Annotated in this window: 16 protein-coding genes and 2 pseudogenes; 16 read left to right on the top strand and 2 right to left on the bottom strand. The window is 38.0% G+C overall.

The genetic code is table 11. The annotated features are described in order from the left end of the window. Positions 1–328: 328 nt before the first annotated feature. Both ACFIK4_RS09210 and ACFIK4_RS09215 read right to left on the bottom strand, forming a co-directional pair. A pseudogene (locus ACFIK4_RS09210) lies at positions 329–457 on the bottom strand (hypothetical protein); the annotation flags it as partial. Between the two features lie 1147 nt (positions 458–1604). Next, a complete protein-coding gene (locus tag ACFIK4_RS09215) occupies positions 1605–2330 on the bottom strand; it encodes a hypothetical protein (protein WP_375638527.1) in 726 nt (241 codons plus the stop codon). A gap of 398 nt (positions 2331–2728) precedes the next feature. On the opposite strand from ACFIK4_RS09215, the gene ACFIK4_RS09220 reads away from it, so the two are divergent. The 16 genes and pseudogenes from ACFIK4_RS09220 (at position 2729) to ACFIK4_RS09295 (ending at position 20822) form a co-directional block, all read left to right on the top strand. Further along, a complete protein-coding gene (locus tag ACFIK4_RS09220) occupies positions 2729–3052 on the top strand; it encodes a TrbC/VirB2 family protein (RefSeq protein ID WP_375613587.1) in 324 nt (107 codons plus the stop codon). After that, positions 3053–3361 carry a type IV secretion system protein VirB3 gene (locus ACFIK4_RS09225; RefSeq protein ID WP_273723684.1) on the top strand — a complete coding sequence of 103 codons (309 nt, stop codon included), beginning with the start codon at positions 3053–3055 and terminating at the stop codon, positions 3359–3361. It abuts the gene before it with no gap. A gap of 22 nt (positions 3362–3383) precedes the next feature. Beyond that, positions 3384–5738, top strand: coding sequence for a VirB4 family type IV secretion/conjugal transfer ATPase (locus ACFIK4_RS09230; protein ID WP_375612194.1), 2355 nt, complete (start codon positions 3384–3386; stop codon positions 5736–5738). Continuing rightward, positions 5735–6220 carry a type IV secretion system protein VirB5 gene (locus ACFIK4_RS09235; RefSeq protein ID WP_375612193.1) on the top strand — a complete coding sequence of 162 codons (486 nt, stop codon included), beginning with the start codon at positions 5735–5737 and terminating at the stop codon, positions 6218–6220. The genes ACFIK4_RS09230 and ACFIK4_RS09235 overlap by 4 nt, the downstream gene beginning before the upstream one ends. Next, positions 6207–7193 carry a type IV secretion system protein gene (locus ACFIK4_RS09240; RefSeq protein ID WP_375610597.1) on the top strand — a complete coding sequence of 329 codons (987 nt, stop codon included), beginning with the start codon at positions 6207–6209 and terminating at the stop codon, positions 7191–7193. The genes ACFIK4_RS09235 and ACFIK4_RS09240 overlap by 14 nt, the downstream gene beginning before the upstream one ends. Positions 7194–7403: 210 nt before the next feature. Next, positions 7404–7706 carry a type IV secretion system protein VirB7 gene (locus ACFIK4_RS09245; protein ID WP_375610598.1) on the top strand — a complete coding sequence of 101 codons (303 nt, stop codon included), beginning with the start codon at positions 7404–7406 and terminating at the stop codon, positions 7704–7706. Next, the gene (locus ACFIK4_RS09250) at positions 7660–8364 is read left to right on the top strand and encodes a virB8 family protein (protein ID WP_375610599.1); all 705 of its coding nucleotides are present in this window, start codon (positions 7660–7662) and stop codon (positions 8362–8364) included. Before ACFIK4_RS09245 ends, ACFIK4_RS09250 begins: the two co-directional genes overlap by 47 nt. Continuing rightward, positions 8361–9227 (top strand): P-type conjugative transfer protein VirB9, encoded by an 867-nt coding sequence (gene virB9, locus ACFIK4_RS09255; RefSeq protein WP_375612192.1) that lies wholly within the window; start codon positions 8361–8363, stop codon positions 9225–9227. The genes ACFIK4_RS09250 and virB9 overlap by 4 nt, the downstream gene beginning before the upstream one ends. Then, the gene (gene virB10 / locus ACFIK4_RS09260) at positions 9220–10380 is read left to right on the top strand and encodes a type IV secretion system protein VirB10 (RefSeq protein WP_375632458.1); all 1161 of its coding nucleotides are present in this window, start codon (positions 9220–9222) and stop codon (positions 10378–10380) included. The genes virB9 and virB10 overlap by 8 nt, the downstream gene beginning before the upstream one ends. After that, positions 10377–11447 (top strand): P-type DNA transfer ATPase VirB11, encoded by a 1071-nt coding sequence (gene virB11, locus ACFIK4_RS09265; RefSeq protein WP_375613571.1) that lies wholly within the window; start codon positions 10377–10379, stop codon positions 11445–11447. Before virB10 ends, virB11 begins: the two co-directional genes overlap by 4 nt. A gap of 65 nt (positions 11448–11512) precedes the next feature. Continuing rightward, on the top strand, positions 11513–11728 hold the full coding sequence (locus tag ACFIK4_RS09270) for an antitoxin VbhA family protein (RefSeq protein ID WP_375610603.1): 216 nt from the start codon (positions 11513–11515) through the stop codon (positions 11726–11728). Between the two features lie 10 nt (positions 11729–11738). Beyond that, complete coding sequence (locus ACFIK4_RS09275; protein ID WP_375675808.1) at positions 11739–13373, top strand: BID domain-containing T4SS effector; 1635 nt, start codon at positions 11739–11741, stop codon at positions 13371–13373. A gap of 154 nt (positions 13374–13527) precedes the next feature. Then, a complete protein-coding gene (gene traG, locus ACFIK4_RS09280) occupies positions 13528–15444 on the top strand; it encodes a Ti-type conjugative transfer system protein TraG (RefSeq protein ID WP_375675809.1) in 1917 nt (638 codons plus the stop codon). Positions 15445–15960: 516 nt separating this feature from the next. Beyond that, complete coding sequence (locus ACFIK4_RS09285; RefSeq protein ID WP_375612186.1) at positions 15961–17589, top strand: BID domain-containing T4SS effector; 1629 nt, start codon at positions 15961–15963, stop codon at positions 17587–17589. A gap of 248 nt (positions 17590–17837) precedes the next feature. Further along, a pseudogene (locus ACFIK4_RS09290) lies at positions 17838–18020 on the top strand (type IV secretory system conjugative DNA transfer family protein); the annotation flags it as partial. 1203 nt (positions 18021–19223) lie between these two features. Next, entirely contained in the window at positions 19224–20822 is a 1599-nt protein-coding gene (locus tag ACFIK4_RS09295) for a BID domain-containing T4SS effector (RefSeq protein ID WP_375668484.1), read from the top strand. The last annotated feature ends 192 nt before the right edge of the window (positions 20823–21014 follow it).

The raw sequence follows: 21014 nt of genomic DNA on the forward strand, positions 1-21014 counted from the left end.
AAAAAAACTCAATAGAATCAAGATTCACCTATTCCCCCATATTAGACATAACTATTTTATTTTACTTGCTTTTTATATACCCTTTACGAACAGCGTCGCAAAATAGGCTTGGATACCTTGAGAAATATTTCTATAAGACAATGCTATCCTGTTTTCTCATGATCATAATCCTCAATCTAACAAAGATGAAACAAACAATAGGATTGCGAATATGATTTGGGGAGCTCATTTGAAAGATGAAAAATGATAAAAAATCCGCTATAACAATTGAAGAAGCGAGCATTCGTTGAGCCGTAACTTTTTTATTTTAGAATTTTTATATCACACTTTACTGTTGAGATGCATGACCACGGTCTGTAACATCAAGCTTTGGCGAGAAAAACATTTCAGTATCTGCTTGTAAAACATTTTGACAGTTTTTAGATTCCTTAACAGCTTGTCCTGAAAGAGAACACTTCGTTCCCCATTCTTCTCTTAATTTTGCATCTTTTTTTAAATCTTCTACGCTATAGGTTTTTCACACCCCACGACGAATAATAGAGTCATGCATAATAAATAATTTTTTTCATTTTACTCCTCTTTAAATACCTTATCTGTTAATATCATCCCCCCAAATGAGGGTTGAATTTTCACACTGTATGAGAATACAGCCTCACTATCACTTGCTTGCTTTCAAAGTGAATACTCTGAGTAAAATAACGCAAGAAGAGCTCACAATAGCCATCGTATGAGTTTGTCATAAAATACAATGAGAAGGGAAAGAGCCCAAACTGAATACAAATGATGAAATCAGAAGACGCATTAATGCTTTTGTCCAACTGATTTCAAATAGTTACATTGCAATAGGCATCGCCCCTAACCCTATAGAAAGCCTATGAGCATTATAATACTTAAGTCTCACGATCAATGGACTATGCAGCCATAACAAAAAAGTATGAACTCTTTTTACCTATTTGTATGTTGATTATTGTTCCTCCATCGAGGCCTAAATAGAAACGTTTTGTGATATATAGAAAACAATCAGCAATGCAAATCATTTTACGAAGATTTCTTCGTGTAGAGTCTATTTGAAATCCATCCATCATTTGGAAGTCTGAATTTAAAAGCAGATAATTATGAAAGCTTTTCAAGGAATGCAACAGATTGATCACTTTTAAAGAAGAAAAAAACGTGATCCAATCCTGAAGACAAAATTCTGATGAAAAAACTTTTGCTATGAATTCTTTTAAGGCATTGTGAAAGATTTTATCCATTATATCAAACGTTACACCATTTTTGGGTCTGTTTATTTTTTACTTTTATCAACACCGCTCTAGAAATCCGTTTCTTGAGCGTTTTTTATCGCCTCACTTCTCCTTCAAACACAAATACTCAAAAATGCTTTGCCACCAACAATGACATTTTCCTGCTTTTATAAAACACATAAGTAAAAATAGAGAAGTGATTTTGAAAGCAACCCTCCCTTGAAAAGGGAATTACCATCCATTTACTTCCTAAACGAAAATAATCTCACCGTTTATTCAAATTTGCTCTACGATTTGGTACAATTTTATTGATAAAGTTTTCTCTATAAAAATTTAAGTAAATATGTTCGTTAAAACCAATCATGGACTAGCAAAGGGGTTATAGGATCCATTATCTCGCCGCCATTTTAAAGGTTCAGTGAAATCACTCGACCAAAGACCAATCTTATTGCCACGTGCTTTTTCTTCCGCATGATGATACTGGGCTGGAATAGGATTTTTCCCCTCTTTTGAGAGTACCAACATACCTTCTTTAAGACCTTCCTCAGCTAAATCAACCCCTTGAACAAAACATTGTGCATAATAAACACCATTGTGCATCAAAGCCTGTTTACAGGATAAATCCTGCCCAAGTGTTTTGGTGACAAGCCAAGCCGTTGTAACCGCACCACAGGGCCATTCTTGATCATTTAATCTTGCTTTTTGACGGGGTGCACATGTGTCCACACCATAAAGATGAATATCACGGGAGATATGTGAGCGCCAAGATTGTGCAGCAGGCGTCAGTAATTTAAATGTAACCCCACTTGTAACAGAAGCCTTACCATGAAAAACAACAGCATTATTTGCAACATCATTTAATGAAACACTCTTCTGCAAATCGAGAGCTGGTTCATTTTTTTCTAATTGCTGTTTGGTGATAGATCTACCCAACTTTTTTTCTTCTCGATAGAGATCGACAATATCTTGGATATCTTGCGTCTCAAATGTTTTAAGAATGCTGAAATCCATTTTATCTTTATATTGGCTTAATCCCCACACCGTAGCCCCCATAATGTAAATAATAACAATCAATTTAAATAGCATCTCTTAACACGCTCGCTCAAAAAATTCGTTTTTTTCCTATCATGTCAGATTATTGATCAGCAATCCCCTTGTTTTTAAAGAAAAAATCCAAATATAAGTGTTGCAGATTAACTACATTTTGTAAAGAATGATATTCTTTCTTTCATTATTTTAATATTGTTATTTTTACCAATATACACAACTTAAAATTGCCATTTTCATGTAACACAATCTCAATTTGAAAAGACTTCTGTCTCTTTACGAAGAAGAGCTTGAGAGTGAACAGATCCACGATCAAGGCTTTTAAAACAAACAAACGAGAAGAATTAAGCTGTCATCAAATGACAGCACTTTCCAGTTTGTTAGAGGCAATGGAATGTCGACATATGAACAAATATTATTTGTTAAAGAGAGGTAAAATGACAGATAATAGATTCCAAAACATCATTTTTATCGTGACCATGCTGCTTTTTACGGCAGTTTTTGTATCTGATTTTTCTTATGCTGCTTCTTCTACTACTGGTGGAGGTGGTCTGGGAAATCTTGATGGTGTTTTAGGCAACATTGTCACAATGATGACGGGTCCAACGGCAAAGCTTATTGCTATTATATGTGTTGCTGCTGTGGGGATTGGCTGGATGTACGGCTTTATTGATTTACGCAAAGCAGCTTACTGTGTTCTGGGGATTGCTATTGTTTTTGGTGCCCCTGCTCTTGTCGGTAAATTAGCGGGCACAACATAAATGAACGAAGATACTCTTTTCCTTGCCTGTACGCGCCCAGCCATGTTTGCTGGTGTTACAATGGAAGCCATGGCGCTCAATGTCATGGCGACATCCATTCTTTTCATTTTGACCAGTGATTTTACCATGTTTGGTCTTGGGATTGGGATACACTTTATTTTGCGAGAAGTGACAAAGTACGATCACAACCAATTTCGCGTATTATTTGCATGGCTCAATACCCGAGGAAAACAAAAAAACCTCAACCGATGGGGAGGAGGTTCAACCTCCCCTTTACGCCTTATCCGCACTTATAAGGAACTAAGCTGAAGGAACGAAATTGGTGAAACAGATGTCAATAATGAAACGGGAAACTTTGCCTGAAGAATATATTCCCTATATACGCTACATCAACCAACATGTCGTTGCTTTAAATTCACGCTGTTTAATGGTTGTGATGGCTGTTGAAGGTATAAATTTCGACACCGCGGATATTGATCAATTAAATTCTTTACACAACCAATTAAACACCCTTTTAAAAAATATCGCAGATGAACGGCTTGCTTTATATTCTCACATCATCCGCCGCCGTGAAACGATATACCCAGAGGGTCATTTTCTTTCATCTTTTGCAACAACATTAGATGAAAAATATAAAAAGAAAATGGTTTCGCAAGAACTGTATAGAAATGATCTATTTATTTCACTGCTTTGGAATCCGGCCGCGGATAAAACAGAAAAGCTGGTTTCATTTTTTCAGCGCTTGAGCAAAGCCAAGAAAACACAATCTGAGCCCGACGAGGAAGCTATTCGTAAACTCGAAGAGTTAAGTCAAGATCTTATGCAAGGTTTGGAAGAGTATGAAGTCCGTCTGCTATCCATCTATGAACATGAAGGACTTTTATTTGCCGAACAAAGTGAATTTCTCCACCAGCTAGTAGGGGGAAGACGTGAGCGTATTCCTCTCACATTTGGAACTATTGCTTCAACAATTTACTCGGATCGTGTTATTTTTGGGAAAGAAATTATCGAAATTCGCCATGAAAGCAATGAACGCTTTGTGGGCATGTTTGGATGGAAAGAGTATCCTTCTAAAACACGCCCAGGTATGACTGATGGTCTGCTTACGGTGCCATTTGAATTCATCTTAACACAATCCTTTGTCTTTAAAAGTAAGGCAGCCGCCAGTGCGATTATGAGCCGCAAACAAAATCAAATGATCAATGCAGCTGACCGTGCTAGCTCACAAATCGATGCACTGGATGAAGCGCTAGATGATTTAGAATCAAACCGTTTTGTTTTGGGAGAACACCACATTTCTTTAGCTGTTTTTGCTGATCATCCTAAAATATTGTCTGAAAACTTATCAAAAGCACGTTCCCATTTAACCAATGGAGGAGCCGTGATTGCCAGAGAAGATTTAGGATTGGAAGCAGCATGGTGGGCACAGCTTCCTGGAAACTTTAGCTATCGTGCGCGTTCAGGCGCCATTACCAGCAGAAATTTTGCCGCTTTATCGCCCTTCCATTCTTTCCCTGTTGGCAAACTGAACGATAATGTTTGGGGAGCTGCTGTCGCATTGCTAAAAACACAGGCTGGTTCACCTTACTATTTTAATTTTCATTATGGCGATCTTGGAAACACATTTGTTTGTGGTCCATCAGGATCTGGTAAAACAGTGATTGTTAATTTTCTTCTTGCACAATTACAAAAACACAATCCAACAATGGTTTTTTTTGATAAAGATCAAGGAGCAGAGATTTTTGTACGGGCTGGAGGAGGGAAATACAAACCTTTAAAAAATGGGCAGCCCACGGGTATTGCTCCCTTAAAGGGCATGGAATACACCGAAAAAAATAAAATCTTTCTTCGTAATTGGATCTTAAAGCTGGTGACCGCTGAAGGGCAAATCGTAACAGAAGAAGAGCGACAAGATATCGCCAAAGCCATTGATTCCTTGGAAAACTTACCCCCAACCCAGCGCTCTCTTGGTGCCCTTCAACTGTTTTTTGACAACACATCCAAAGAAGGAATTGCCATACGGCTGCAACGCTGGATTAGAGGCAATGATTTAGGATGGGTTTTTGATAATGACCAAGATGATCTCAATTTAAATGCGCAGTTCATTGGCTATGACATGACCGATTTCTTAGATAATGAAGAAATTCGGCGCCCCTTAATGATGTATCTCTTTCACCGCATTCTTGATCTGATTGATGGGCGGCGCATCATTATCGTCGTTGATGAATTCTGGAAAGCTTTAGAAGATGATTCATTTAAAGCTTTTGCGCAAGATCGGCTAAAAACAATTCGTAAACAAAATGGCATGATGCTCTTTGCAACACAAAGCCCTAAAGATGCTTTGAACTCAACAATCGCGCACACAATCATTGAGCAATGCCCCACCCAAATATTTTTTCCAAATCAAAAAGCAAATTACAATGATTATGTCGAAGCTTTCAAACTTACTGAGCGTGAATTTGAACTGATACAGTCAGAGTTAAGCAGAGAGTCCCGTCGTTTTCTCATCAAACAAGGACAAAGTTCCGTCGTTGCAGAACTTAACTTACGTGGAATGAATGATGAGATCGCCGTTTTAAGCGGCACAACAAAAAACATTGAACTCATGAATGAAATTATCAACGAATATGGAGCTGCCCCTGACAAATGGCTGCCCATATTTTATCAAAGGAGAAAAAATCAATGAAAAAATATGGCTTAGTTACACTGTTATCTTTTTCTTTTATTTCTCATGCAATAGCGCAAACAACATCTGATGTGGATGAATATTATAAACAAGCACTCGAGAACACACAAAAATTAGATGCTGCAAAATCAGAAACAGCTGAAAACATTTATAAAAGCGCAACTGAAACTGCAAAAAAAATCAAAGACATAAGTCAACAACTTGAAAATATTAAATCAAAACCAGACACAAAACCAGAAGAATTGCAAGCCCTTCGACAAGATCTTCAAGTAAAGCTTTCTCTTCTTCAAGCCGATCTTCAAGTAGCTTCTTTAAAACTTCAGTCTCTTGATATGATTCAAGCAAGAGATACGAAGACAAAAGATGAATTACGTGAAGAAAAGGAACAAAAAAAGCATAAATATCTTGAGGCACAATTAAAAGAAAAAGAAAAAGAATTAAAAGAAAAACTTGAAAGTACAAGTACAAATGTCAGACTTTAGTTTTTCTCCCTTTGAAAGCGTTTCTGGGTATATTTTAAAACCCCTTGATAATGTGATGGACACGACGGTGAGTGGGCTGTCTTCTGCTATTTCAGCGCCCTTAAATCTCGCCGCAATCATTTTTATCTTTCTTTATGGCTATAATGTTATGACAGGTCGCGTTGCGCTTTCCATGCATAGTCTTCTCAATAATGTTGTTAAAATCGTTGTTGTTACAACAATGGCAACGAATGCGGATACATTTAATACTTATGTCAAGGATATTTTCTTCAATGATTTATCCAATGCTATTGGGAATGCGCTTAACAGTAATCCTGCAAGCTCCAATGTTTTTGATTATATTTTGTTAAAGGCAAGTTCGCGTTATCAAGAAGTCTTATACAATGCTTGGTTTTTTGAAAAGATCATTGTGGGTCTTCTTGGTTCTATCATGCTTCTCGCGGTTATTCTTTTTTGTATAGGTGGTTTTATTGTGCAAATGTTTGCACAAGTTGCACTCGTCATGATTATAGGTCTTGGGCCTCTATTCATTAGTTTGTATTTGTTCAATGCAACGCGAAAATACTCCGATGCATGGATTACAACTTTGATCAATTTTACCATTTTACAAGTTCTCGTAATCATGCTTGGAACCATTATATGTCAAGTTATCCTACAGGTTCTCAAAGTTTCATATGAATCAATTTATGTTCTTTTTCCCCCTGTCATCGTCATTTCGATCATAGGAGTTATTATCTTCCGTGCGCTTCCTGGTATTGCAACAGCGCTGGCCTCTGGCGGACCATACTTTAACGCTGGTGTCTCTTCAGGAGGACAGATTTTTACAATGCTTTCCAATGGTGCAAGAGCGAGTGGCAATGCAGTAAAAAGTGCCACTTCACAAATCTCAGGAGCTGCCGGTAACGCTGTTAGAAGTGCGGCAGGGGCAGCAGCAAAAGCAGGTAAATCTGGAGGCGGTCGTGGTCGATTTTAAGATAAAGCACCTCTTTAAAAGAATAAGCATTTTTGTTTTTGCCTTGTGTGCGCCCTTTGGCGTACACGCCATGATCCTGTTCCAGATAAGATCTAACATCTTGGGTCTAACAATAAAACCAATCAAAACCTTGCATCACATAAACTTGTAAAAATGTTCAGAACAAAGGCTCTCATGCATTGTATTCCAAGATATTTGTGAGTTCAAAAAATGAAACGAAAAATAACTTTTGTTATGGTCCTAACAATCGCTCTTACTGGTTGTGCCTCTTTGAGTGGCCCTAAAAAACCACCACGCTGTAATGGCAAACATACACGCGCTTTAAATAAAGATAAGTGGAATTGGGACAATAAAAACATTGTCTACCCAGAAAAGAGTGTAAAGCCTGTTACCACTCCCATCATTCTCAATACTTTGGAAAGTGAAAAAGTAACAGCCAATTCAGCTTTATTAAAGCCGGTTATTCATGAAGCACGATCTGATAAAACTGTGGAGGTTATGCGTGAAAAGTGATGCCCTTGAAGAATATATAAAAGAAGCGCGCTCATTTGACATTGATCGCATGCATAGCATGCGCGTGCGGATGAAAATCTCCATGGCTTTAACAGTGCTTTTTGGATTGATGACAATTGCGCTGGCTTTAGCTGTCGCAGCTTTGACACCTTTGAAAACGGTAGAGCCTTTTGTTATCCGCGTTGATAACTCAACAGGCATTATTGATACTGTAAGCGCCCTAAAAGAATCCCCTAACGACTATGATGAAGCGATAACGCGTTATTTTGCCAGCCAATATGTTCGCGCTCGTGAAGGTTTTCAAGCATCAGAAGCAGAAAACAATTTTCGCTTAGTCTCTCTTTTATCTTCTCCAAAAGAACAAAACCGTTTTGCAAAATGGTACGCGGGCAATAATCCAGAAAGTCCGCAAAATATTTATCATAACATGATTGCTACGATCACAATCAAATCAATCTCTTTTATAAGTAAAGATCTTATCCAAGTTCGTTACTATAAAACGATCAGAGACTTGAATGAAAAAGAAAATATTTCCCATTGGATTTCAATCTTAAATTTTTCCTACGTGAACGCACACATTTCAACGTCTGATCGTCTTATCAACCCTCTTGGTTTTCAAGTATCGGAATATAGATCTGATCCAGAGGTGATAAAATGATCAGACTTTTACAAACAATCTCTTTAATTTTTACGATCACTGTCAGCTTCCACACAGCTCTCTCACTTGCGGAAACAGCGCCTGTCAGTGCACGTAAAGATAACCGCATCAGATTTGTCAATTATGACCCCTACAACGTCGTACAAATCATTGGCTCCATTCGCTCTTCGGTTCAACTAGAATTTGCCGTTGATGAAGAAGTAACCTATGTAGGAATTGGAAATTCGGTTGCTTGGCAAGTTGCACCGGCTGGACACTTTGTTTTTCTCAAACCACGTGAAGTCCAGCCTGTGACAAATTTACAAATTGTCACAAGCCGCCAAGATGGAACACAACGCTCTTATCAATTCGAGCTACAAGTCCGTGAAGGCGATGTTTCAGCCGGCAATGAGACGTATTTCTTGGTAAAGTTTCGTTATCCAGAAGATGAAGCCTTACGTAAGAAATTAGCCGAAGCAGAAAAAGAAAAACAACGTGAAGAAAACTTTGTCAATGATATTTTAAATATCCATGAAGATTTTGGACCACGCAATTGGGCTTATGAAGCTCAAGGCTCATCTCTTATTGAACCTGCTTCTGTCTATGATAATGGGAAAACAACAACCTTTACCTTTTTAGGCAACATTGAAATCCCTGCCATTTACATTGTATCGCCTGATGGGCAAGAAGCGCTTATTCCCAAATCGATTAAAGGCAACAAGGTTATTGTTCATGCAACAGCTGCACAATTCACGCTACGACGTGGGAATGAAGTATTGTGCATCTTTAACAAAAGGTTCGTACCAAAAGGAATTAATCCTGAAACAGGTACGACATCACCATCTGTACAACGTAAAGTGAACCTAGGAAGCAGCCATGAATAACACCGTGGATGAAAAAAGCATTAATGATCGCGATACAATAAAAAATGCTCAAGGGAAAAGTCAACAGAACAATGTGGGGAAAGCTATTGCTCTTATTATTCTTTTCAGTGTCTGTCTTTATTTAACCTATTCAACACTTGTTACAGACAAAAAGCAACCAATTGAATCTTCAAAAGAAGGAAAAGTTATAAAACAAACAGAGCTTTTTCGTCCTGCAAAGCCTACCCCTCCCCCCTTTGAACAGCCTCAACGAAATAACGCTCTATTACCAAAAGTCGAGCTACCAACACCAAACATCAATCAATTAAATTCTGATAACTCACTGCTGGAAGCAGCACAACGTGCTCCTGTATTAGCTTATGCAAGTACACAACAAGGCAAAATAGATTCACAAACAAATAATGGTGCTTTGCCTCACCAACTTGAAAGCAAACCTGATGAAACGACACAACGTTTTAATCATCTTCTCAAACCCACAGTGCTTGAAGGTATTCGTGCTTCAACCCTTGGCAATCGAAACTACATCATCGCGATGGGAACTTCTATTCCTTGTATTTTAGAAACAGCCATCAACAGTGATCAACAAGGTTTTGCCAGTTGTATCATCTCCAGAGATATCTTATCAGACAATGGTCGTGTTGTGCTTCTTGATAAAGGCACCCAAATTGTTGGTGAATATCGCGCCGGATTGAAAAAAGGCCAAACACGTCTCTTTGTACTATGGAATAGAGCAAAAACCCCCAATGGTATCATTATATCTTTAGCTTCACCGGCAACGGATGCTTTAGGGCGTTCTGGTATGGATGGAGATATTGATAACCATTGGCTCGAGAGGATTGGGTCTGCGCTTCTTGTCTCACTAATAAAAGATGCAACACACTATGCCAATAAACGTTTATCAAAAAAACAGGAAAAAGAAGAAACTGAAACAATCTCTTCAGGACAAAACATCGCAAACATTCTCGTAGAAAATTACGCCAATATTCCTCCAACATTATCCAAAAACCAAGGGGAAATGGTGAATATCTTTGTTGCCCGCGATTTAGATTTTTCCAGCGTTTATAAATTGAAAGTCATCGAAAACAAAAAACAGATTATCAATCGAGCTGTTTCAAGAAACTTTTACAAAAATTCGGCGGTAACTTTAGAATGAACTCAAACTTACATACCATGAGCGATGAAACCGTTGCGATTGTTCTCACAAAACTTGAACCCATCAGTGCTTTTTTGAAAGATGATAGACTCTTTGAAATTGTTATCAATCGTCCCTATCAAGTCATGACTGAAGGATTTGATGGATGGAAAACAATAGAAGCACCGGGGCTCTCTTTTAATGAGCTTATGGGGATTGCGAAAGTTGTCGCATCCTATTCCAAGCAAAACATATCGGACAAAAACCCAATATTATCTGCAACGCTACCAGGCAATGAGCGTATTCAAATTGTCATTCCGCCCGCTGTCGAAAAAGACACGATTAGTATGACAATTCGTAAACCGTCATCGCAGAGTTTTTCTCTCGAAGAGCTCGCAAATAAGGGCCTCTTCTCGCTATGTGAACGGGTATCTTTCACGCCCTTGCATGACTATCATTCTCGTTTTAACGAACTCAAAATCATCGAGCATAACTTAGCTCATGCCTACTGTAATAAAGACTTTGTCTCTTTTTTAAATCAAGCTGTAGAATGCCAGAAAAATATTTTAATTGCGGGAAAAACCGGTTCGGGTAAAACAACATTATCAAAAGCATTAATCGCAAAAATCCCTCAAGAAGAGCGTATTATCACCATCGAAGACACACAAGAATTGGTGATACCACACCCTAACCATGTCTCAATGTTCTATTCAAAAGATGGACAAGGCTTAGCCTCCGTTGGCCCCAAAGAGTTGCTTGAATCATCTTTACGGATGCGTCCTGATCGTATTCTTTTGCAAGAACTTCGAGATGGTACAGCCTTTTATTATATCCGCAATGTCAATTCAGGTCATCCAGGCTCCATTACAACGGTTCATGCCTCAACAGCTCTTGCAGCCTTTGAGCAGATGACCCTTTTGGTCAAAGAAAGTGAAGGCGGTGGTGATTTAGAGCGTGATGATATTCGAGGACTGTTGATTTCAATGATTGATATCATCATCCAATGCAAACGGATTGAAGGAAAATTTAAAGTCACAGAAATTTATTACGATCCCTTCAAACAACGAAACATCTTTGGAGGGGACTAAAGGAAGATCACACTGGCTGCCAAAGGCTCTTTTAAAGAAACGATTGCAAATAAGAGAAAAAATGCATGAAAACCAACGAAACAGAAAATAGAGAAAATCTTTTATCGATGACAGAAGAAGAATTAAAAAAACGCCGTGAAGCCGTTGAAGCAGCCATCAGCACCCATGCGATAGAGGGAATAGCGCTTCATCCTACAACACTCAAAATTTTAGAAGAATACGCAAAGGGGAATATTTCACTCGAGGAATTTAACACTCTTATGGATAACGTAAAATTATAAGGAAGCTACGATGCCAAAAGCAAAAGCAAAGACAAAAAATATACAGACAGTTTCTCCCCATCATTATGTCTACCCAAATACCACAACACTCAAAAATAAATATGGAATAAAAGACTTTAAATCCTTTCTGGAGAAATGCTCGCAGGATACAGCAGAAGCAATGGTTAATCTGCGTGAAGCTCCCCTACCAGAAAAATTTGATACCTCCTATCTATGTTCTATTCATCAACATCTATTTAAAAATACCTTTGAATGGGCTGGTCATCTTCGCTATCTTCCCTTTACATTTGAAGATGGTACCACAGCCGCCATGCCCGAAATGAAAAGAACAGGATGGAAAAATCCTTTTGCACTCGGTGATGAAATCCCTGAAGGTTTACAAAAATTAGATCAAACACTTGCCGAAAAAGATAATTTGCAAGGCTTAACGCGTGAGAAATTTAACTCTGAAGCAATAAGCTTATTTAACTTTCTTCACCAACTCCATCCTTTTAGAGGAGGAAATGGACGTACACAACGGGTCTTTTTTGAAAATCTTGCCAAAGCCGCAGGGCATCAGCTTGATTTTTCACTGATTACAAAAGAACGCATGATGCTCGCCAGTGTTGCTGTAGCAGAAAATGGTGATCTAGAACCAATGCAACATCTGTTTGAAGATATCTCTAATCCCAATAAAATACTTCTTTTAAAGGAATTCATGAGCAACATGAAAGAACTTGGGCGCAATGTTAATGATCGTCCTGTTATGGTTGCAAAAGAAGGTGAAACTTACACGGGCACCTATAGGGGTGCTGGTTATGATAGCTTTTCTTTCAATGTGAAAGGCGCTTATATCATCGGTAATAAAGAGCATCTCACACAAGAACAACTCAAAACATTAAAACCCGGTGACAAATTTACCTTTACAGTCCCAAAAACAAAAGAGCTTGAAAGCATTCTCATTCCACAAGAAAGATTAGCTCCTTTGACAGAAAATGAAAAAGCCGAAATGATTGCTGAAGATTCTTGCGTACACACAAGCTTAAAACAGATCCAGAAATTGGCAAAAATTGTTTATGGTAACGAAAAAATATTAGACAAACAGATGGTAGAGATCATCAAAAATCCAAGCTTAGGCCAGCAGCTCGCCAACCAGATTGAAAGAGCACCGTACTCTATTTCTCATCTTGCAGGTTTCAGTTTATGTGGACTACAAAATCAGGCACGCGCAAACGCTAAAAATCATCTTGAGATGCTTTGTACTGCCGTTGCAAATTTCACGCATGCTGTAAAATATGCTGAAAAGGAAATTACGCAAGAACATGCAACAGAACAAAGTCGCCTTGCAAAAACAATAGAAATGCCAAGTCAAAGCTTGCAAGACCTCTTCACCTTGCCAAAAGAATTACAGCAAGAAGCTTTAGCAAAAAATCCTTTATGTCAAAAAGAGCTCAGCAACTTTGTAAAAAAGATCAACACCCGTCTCTCACCAAATGAACATAAAGCAGTCCAAAATAATGAGTATGAAACACTAGCTCAAAGCATTGGTGTATCAGAAAATAAAGCCAAACAAATTACAGAAATTATTAAGCAAACCAAAGAAGTACATCAACGAGCACAAATATGCACAATGCATCGTTCCCAAGCATTTGCTATGGCCTGCTAAGAATAGACAAAACCTTCCTCCTTGATGAGAAGGGCTCATAAACGGAAACTATTTGGTGTTATCTGCACCTTTGAAAAAGAGATGAGAGTTCATATCACACACCTGAAAAAGAGCATTTCGTAACATATTCTGACAGAATTGAAAGTAAAATACAATGAAATATACCAAAACACAAATGGTACTTATTTTAATACCGATCGCTTTAGGTGCTTTAACGATATTCCTTGTCCCTCATTTTTTACTGTTAATAACAAATGGACTAAAGAGCGATCAAATTTATTGGACTCTTCGTTCTGAGCCTTTATTAGTCTTAGCACTAACGGCTGCTGTTTCATTGTTGTATAGTCTGTCGCAAAAACTGCACTTACGTAAAATAATCACTTTTGTCTCCGTTGTTTTTTTTGGAACAACCGCTCTTTACTATATTGGTGGTGAAATAAAACGTTTAAGTCCCTATGTTGGCCAACAAGGAATAACGTGGAGCTATGCTCTTCAATTCATGGACCCCATGGTTGTTTTTGGCATCATCATTGGTGTTTTTTTTTCCATCATTCAATTCGTAACAACCCTTCCCCCTAAAAGTAAGGTCAAGCGTGCAAAAAAAGGTATTTTTGGTGAGGCCGCTTGGATGAATTTAAGAGAGGCAGCAAAAATCTTTCCTGCCAATGGGCAAATTGTTGTGGGTGAAAGATACCGTGTCGATCAAGATAATGTGTGCAACATTCCCTTTGCACCTGGCAATAAAACAACATGGGGAAAGGGTGGAACAGCCCCTTTGCTAACCTTTAATCTTGATTTTGGTTCAACTCATATGATCTTTTTTGCTGGTTCTGGTGGCTATAAAACAACAAGTACAGTAGTTCCTACGTGTTTAACCTATCCAGGGTCTATTATTTGTCTTGATCCTTCAACAGAAGTTGCCCCAATGGTCAAATTTGCGCGTCAAAAAATGGGAAATAGAAATGTCATTGTTCTCGATCCTAACTCATTGTTAACAAAAAACTTTAATGTCATCGATTGGCTTTTAGACGACAGCGTACCACGCACACAACGCGAAGCGAATATTGTAAGCTTTTCAAAGTTGCTTCTTACAGATAAAAAATCAGACAATTCTTCAGCGGAATATTTCTCAACACAAGCCCATAATCTATTAACAGCTCTTCTTGCTCATGTTGTATTTTCTGATGAATATGAAGACAGCGAGCGCAATTTAAAAACATTGCGTGGTATTCTCTCTCAATCAGAAACAGCTGTTGTTAATCAATTACGCATGATTCAAGAAACAACACCTTCTCCTTTTATTCGTGAAATGGTTGGTATTTTTACAGAAATGGCAGAACAAACCTTTTCAGGGGTTTATACCACCGCCTCAAAAGACACCCAATGGCTTTCTTTATCCAATTATGCAGATCTTGTCTGCGGAGATGATTTTTTTTCCTCAGATATTACCAATGGCAATACAGATGTTTTTCTCAATCTCCCCGCAAGCATTTTAAACAGTTATCCAGCTATTGGACGTGTGATTATTGGCGCCTTTCTCAATGCCATGGTTACAGCAGACGGTAACTATAAAAAGCGTGTTTTATTTGTCTTAGATGAAGTTGATCTTTTAGGCTATATGAATATTTTAGAAGAAGCCCGCGACCGTGGACGTAAATACGGTACATCCTTGATGCTCTTCTATCAATCCTCTGGCCAGTTGGTCAACCACTTTGGAGAAGCAGGAGCACGTTCATGGTTTGAAAGTTGTTCCTTTGTCAGCTATGCTGCCATTAAAGATCTCCAAACTGCCAAAGACATTTCAGAACGCTGTGGTCAAATGACCGTTGAAGTAACCGGAACGAACAAATCAAGAGGCTTATCTTTAGGAAAAAGTTCATACAACGTCAATTACCAACAAAGAGCCCTGATTTTACCCCATGAGGTTATTCAAGAAATGCGTCAAGATGAACAAATTATTCTTATGCAAGGACAACCCCCTTTACGTTGTGGACGCGCCATCTATTTCAGAAGAAAAGAAATGTTAGCCGCAGCTGCAAAAAACCGCTTTGCTCCACAAAAGAAAAACTAAAAAACACCCTCTAATGGAGGCCATGCATCAAAACAAAAACATCAAAGGATAAAAGCAGAGATTCTATCTCATAAAAGCCTATAAAGAAGGAATTCCCGCTTGATACAACAAGAAAAATATGGGGAAAAGTCTTTAAATGATGGTATTATGCCTGTGCTTACCAATGCCAATTTTCTTTATAAAGCACTCTCCTCATCTCCAAATAATAAATACCAATCATATCTATGCCTTGAGAATCCTATCAGGAAACTTTTGAAGGCACCGCTTTTATAGGGAAATTTTTCTACAAAAAAATTAAAAGACAATATGCATGAAAACAACCCAAATGAACCATTCTCTCTCAGTAAAAGAAAAAAGTGCCAAGATAAAGATTGGTACACTCAAAAACACCTACGAATTTGAGGGATTTTTTCCTCACCCAAGTCTCAACATCTCAAAACAATATGCGTGGGGGATTTTCAAACAAAAAGTTTAACACACTCTCATAGACAATGTAACATTATAAGGAATATAACAATGCCCAAAGCAAAAGAAAAAACAAAAGGAATTCCCTCACCCCATAATTATATCTATCTTGGTACCCAAATTCTCAAAAATAGATATGGAGAAACAGATTTAAAACGCTTTCTGGAAAAATGCTCACATGATAGGCAAAAAGCCATGATCAATCTGCGTGCAGAACCCCTGCCAGAATATTTTAATTCAACTTATCTATGCCATATCCACCAACAATTGTTTAAAAATACCTTTGTATGGGCTGGACATCTGCGCCATATCCCCTTCGCATTTACAGACGATAGCATTGCCGCCATGCCAGAAATGAAAAGAATGGAATGGGGCAATAATTTTGCAACCGGTGAAGAAATCCCTGAACTCTTACAAAAATTAGATCAAACGCTTGCCGAAAAAGACAATTTGCAAGGCTTAACACGCGAAGAATTTGTCAAGGAAGCAACGAGTCTATTTTATACTCTTCACAAAATCCACCCATTCATAGATGGCAATGAGCACACAGAACAAGTCTTTTTTGAAAATCTTGCCAAAGCTGCAGGACATCAGCTTGACTTTTCGCTTGTCACACAAAAACGTATGATGGCAGCCTGTAGCGAAGCAATGCAATATAGCAATACACAACTGTTGAAAGATCTTTTTGAGGATATCTCCAATCCCCCCAAAATACGTCTTTTAAAAGAATTTATGGACCACATAAACAATACGGGACGCAACGTGGATGATCGCCTTGTTATGGCAACAAAGGCAGGAGAAACCTATATAGGAACTTATAAAGGTTGTTATTCAGAAGGTTTTATACTCGATATGCAAGGAACTTACATCATTGGTAGCAAAGATGATCTCACACCAGAACGATTAAAAACACTAAAACCTGGTGATATCATTACCTTTACCGCCCCCAACAGCAAAGAGCTTGAAAACACGCTTATTCCAAAAGAAACATTAGCGCCTCTCACAAAAAGTGAATGTGCCAAAACAGTTGCGCTAGATAGTTACGTTCTCAAAGCTCAAAAGCAAGTCCGAGCTTACGCAAAAGCTGTTTATGGTGACGCAAACGTATTAAACGAACAGATAGAAGAGATTATTAAAAATCCAGAATTAGGCAGACAGTTTGCTAATCAGATTAAACAGGCACCGCACTCTGTTTCTCCTCTTGCAGGTTTTAGTATATGCGGTCTACAAAATCCGGCACGTGTACACGCTCGAAATTATCTTGATGTGTTCTCTCTTGCAATTGAGAATTATGTGTATACTGTAGAAGCTACCTATAATATAGTCACTCGAGACCATAAAATTAAACAAGAACGCCTTGGAAAAGCGGTAGAGAATCCCAGTCAAAACTTGCAAAATATTTTTGCTTTATCACCGGAAAAACAAAGAGAAATCTTGTCTCAATCTCCTCAATTACACCAAGAGCTCCGTACTTTTATAAACAGTTTAGAACATCGTCTCTCATCAAACGAATGTAGTGCGATCACAAACAAAGATTATGAAACACTTGCACAAAGTATTGGTATATCAGAACAGAAAGCACGAGAAATTACCGACATTGTTCAAAAAGCAAGGAACACTCATAGCCAATTCTACACACGCACACAAAATCGTTCAAATACACTTGCTATGGCCAACTAAAAAATATGAAACTTTGTTTTTTTGATTTAAACACCTATGTGGAAGAGATATTTTAATATTCTTATCATACATGCAAAAAACAGACTACTTAAGCGCCCTACCACCAATTTTGCACATAGCATATACACCATATCCAAAGCAATTGGACAGGATAATTGTTAATTCCTTTTAAACGTCATGATTACTACTGACGAAAGCTACAAAAGCCTATTTTATTTGTCTTAGATGGAGTCGATTTTCGTGGTTATATGAATATTTTAAAAAGAGCACTCATTTTACCCCACGAAGTTATTCGAGAAATGCGTCAAGATGAACAAATTATTCTGATGCAAGGCTCCCCTTCGCAATGTGGTTGCGCCATCTATTTCAGAAGGAAAGAAATGTTAGCCGCAGCTGCAAAAAACCGCTTTGCTCCACAAAAGAAAAACTAACTTCCTATTATGAGATCTTGACTATGAAAAGTCCAACCACAAAAACAACATACATTTCTATTTTTTAAAAACCCGTTAACAAAAAGTTTTTGACCGCTTCTTCACACATAAGGAAAACATGATAAAAAATCCGTGTTTTTTCCTTTTTGTATTTTGTGTATCGTTTTACCAGTACCCATCGTCTTTACAAGAAAGTCCACCCCCTTCAAATCACCTATAACCAAACCAACATTTCCACTTGAGAACGTCCTGCAAATACATTCCTACAAAGCTTTTTGTTTATAATTTATCCCCTACAAACAAGCAAAAACATTTCACAACGCTAATCACCAATATCAAGACTTAAAAAAACGGTTGATCTTTGAGACAACAACTCTCAAAACACCTACACTCAAGAACATCGATTTTTTCCCAAAAAATATTTAAGATATACATCAAAATGAATAAATCATTCTTATACAAGCTTTCCCCCCTTTACGATATCATAAAGTGTTCTATTTTAATGATAAAGCGCTGAAAAAGGCTTTTCTCCCCAACCAAAGAAAAGTTTTTATTCTCTTATGGGTCTTAAATCTTAAAGCAGCGCACACAATAAGAGCAACAACACAAAGTAAAAAACATTTTGTTGCAAAAATACACAAAAAAGATGTTCGTATGGCAAGATATTCATATGGAGCAATAAAAAAAATATAATGGAGAAAAATTTTTGATGACTGCTTTTGCCCATAGATTCACCAATCTGAGAGCTGTGTATGAAAAGTACCAGCACCATCCACTAACCAAGAGCGATTACACCCGCTATATCCACGCCCCTCATCAAAGCGCTCTTGCAAACAACTTTGTTAAAGGAAAAAACAACAATTTTAAGCAACATTTTTCTTTTTGACCTCTTCCTTACACCTCAAAAAACGAAGATTTTACCCAGAGTCAATTTATAGAAAATCCATTTTCTGACCACTCATGGGCTTCATATCAGCGCCCTAAATACCAGCATTTTACAGTACAAGATAATAAACAAAGGAAACATCAGAAAAGCTTTTCAAAAGCATCACAAAACGATTGATACAACATCCATACACTGAAGGGAAAAGCACTCCCTCTCATAACAACCAAAATCTCAAAAGAATACGCGAAGGGGAATTTTTCACATGCAGCGTTTAAGACGCTCATCAACCATCACCCTACCTACTTAGGAGAGATTACATGTTAGAGCAAAATTATCTATATAAAGGAACCAAAACACTCAAAAATAAATATGGCATCAAAGACCCTAAAAAACTGTATCAACGCAGTACCCATGACGTCACTAAAGCAGCCGTAAATTTTCGCCATGAACCACCCCCACAAAAATTTGATGCTTCCTATCTAAAACTAATCCACTGGAGCCTCTTCTACGAAACTTTTGAATGGGCGGGCCACACCCGCGATACATCCTTTACATTTGAAGACGGCACTTCTGCCCATATGCCGGCGATGCGTCCCAAAGGTTATGAAGTTCCTTTTGCTATTGGACCGAAGATTCAAAAAGAACTAAAACAACTCGAAAAAACACTTAATGAAAAGAACAATTTAAAAGGTTTATCGCGCCAAGAATTTGCTGAAAGTGCCGCTGAAGTTTTTATGGCGCTTGAACACGCGCATCCTTTTAGAAAAGGGAATGGGCGCGTCAATCGAATGTTTATGGAAAAACTTGGACAAGCAGCAGGGCATACCATTGACTTTTCTTTCATCACAAAAGGACGCATGACAGCAGCTTGTATTGAAGCCATGCAATATGGCAATCCTCAACCGATGAAAGATCTTTTTGAAGATATCACGCATCCGCAAAAATCCCTTGTTTTAAAAGAATTCATCTCCCAAATGAGAAACGCTGGATTGGATGAAATTAACAATCGTGTTGTTGTTGCTGCAAAAGAAGATGTAACCTATGAAGGCATCTTTAGAGGTTTTTCAGCAGAAGGTTTTGTCATGGAAGTAGAGGGAGCTTTCGTCGTCGGACACAAAGATGATCTTCCCCCAGAACAAGTCAAAACATTACAAAACGGTGCCCGCCTCTGCTTTCAAAAAACCAACGTTCAAAGCTTAAAAGAAACACTGATCCCAAAAGAAACTTTAGCCCCTCTTACCCATGAAGAGTTATTTGAAAGGATTTCAAATGACGCTTATGTTGAAGCATGCCGAAAAGAAATCGAAAATTTATCAAAGACTGTTTATGGTAAAACCCAGTCCTTAAAGACAACATTAGATATCATAACGGCAGCTCCAAACTTAGGAAATCAGTTTGCCGATGAAACTTTACAAAACCCTCAATCAATTTCTAAATTTGCTGGGAGTAAAATACTTGGCATGAAAAGTTCAAATCGCAGACAAGCCGAACAGGCTGTTCCACAACTCAGCCAAGCCCTTAAAAATTATGGCGCAATAACACAACAAACAAAAGATGCAATTCTAGAGCAACACCAAAGAGAACAAAATCGCCTGAACCACACTGTCGAAAAACCTGGAAAAAATTTACAAAACCTTTTTGCCTTACCAGAAGAACAACAAAGGGAAGCTTTATTGCATTCTCATTCACTGCGACAAGAACTCCATACCTTTTCACGACAACTACACAATCGTCTATCCTCAGAAGATCGTAAAGCCATACAAGAAAAAGACCATACCAGACTAGCGTGCCTCCTTGGGACATCGGAAAGCAAAGCAAAAGAAATTGCGAATACAGTAAAGAACACCCAAGAAGCACAATGCCAAGCTCGCAGCTTGAAAGTTAGTCGTTCCTCATCGCTGGCTCTTACCGGCTAAAAACGCGTAAACTTTTGCCTTCCAACAGAACTCTTTATGCCAATCATTTTATCTCCATTGCGCCCACCAATTGTTTTAAAATGTTACAAAAGATAGTCCTAAAAATGAATCCTATAATTTACTATAACTTATTGATAATATTTCATAAAAAAACTGTATAAAAGACATAAATGTCCATTACATATCAATATG

Source organism: Bartonella sp. AP9QHHD (assembly GCF_042195625.1).
In the GTDB taxonomy this organism is placed as follows: Bacteria; Pseudomonadota; Alphaproteobacteria; order Rhizobiales; family Rhizobiaceae; genus Bartonella.

Excerpts from the sequence above, each read along its gene's own strand:
- ACFIK4_RS09215 (WP_375638527.1), bottom strand. The coding sequence starts at position 2,330 with ATGCTATTTAAATTGATTGTTATTATTTACATTATGGGGGCTACGGTG.
- ACFIK4_RS09220 (WP_375613587.1), top strand. The coding sequence starts at position 2,729 with ATGACAGATAATAGATTCCAAAACATCATTTTTATCGTGACCATGCTG.
- ACFIK4_RS09225 (WP_273723684.1), top strand. The coding sequence starts at position 3,053 with ATGAACGAAGATACTCTTTTCCTTGCCTGTACGCGCCCAGCCATGTTT.
- ACFIK4_RS09230 (WP_375612194.1), top strand. The coding sequence starts at position 3,384 with ATGTCAATAATGAAACGGGAAACTTTGCCTGAAGAATATATTCCCTAT.
- ACFIK4_RS09235 (WP_375612193.1), top strand. The coding sequence starts at position 5,735 with ATGAAAAAATATGGCTTAGTTACACTGTTATCTTTTTCTTTTATTTCT.
- ACFIK4_RS09240 (WP_375610597.1), top strand. The coding sequence starts at position 6,207 with ATGTCAGACTTTAGTTTTTCTCCCTTTGAAAGCGTTTCTGGGTATATT.
- ACFIK4_RS09245 (WP_375610598.1), top strand. The coding sequence starts at position 7,404 with ATGAAACGAAAAATAACTTTTGTTATGGTCCTAACAATCGCTCTTACT.
- ACFIK4_RS09250 (WP_375610599.1), top strand. The coding sequence starts at position 7,660 with ATGAAGCACGATCTGATAAAACTGTGGAGGTTATGCGTGAAAAGTGAT.
- virB9 (WP_375612192.1), top strand. The coding sequence starts at position 8,361 with ATGATCAGACTTTTACAAACAATCTCTTTAATTTTTACGATCACTGTC.
- virB10 (WP_375632458.1), top strand. The coding sequence starts at position 9,220 with ATGAATAACACCGTGGATGAAAAAAGCATTAATGATCGCGATACAATA.
- virB11 (WP_375613571.1), top strand. The coding sequence starts at position 10,377 with ATGAACTCAAACTTACATACCATGAGCGATGAAACCGTTGCGATTGTT.
- ACFIK4_RS09270 (WP_375610603.1), top strand. The coding sequence starts at position 11,513 with ATGAAAACCAACGAAACAGAAAATAGAGAAAATCTTTTATCGATGACA.
- ACFIK4_RS09275 (WP_375675808.1), top strand. The coding sequence starts at position 11,739 with ATGCCAAAAGCAAAAGCAAAGACAAAAAATATACAGACAGTTTCTCCC.
- traG (WP_375675809.1), top strand. The coding sequence starts at position 13,528 with ATGAAATATACCAAAACACAAATGGTACTTATTTTAATACCGATCGCT.
- ACFIK4_RS09285 (WP_375612186.1), top strand. The coding sequence starts at position 15,961 with ATGCCCAAAGCAAAAGAAAAAACAAAAGGAATTCCCTCACCCCATAAT.
- ACFIK4_RS09295 (WP_375668484.1), top strand. The coding sequence starts at position 19,224 with ATGTTAGAGCAAAATTATCTATATAAAGGAACCAAAACACTCAAAAAT.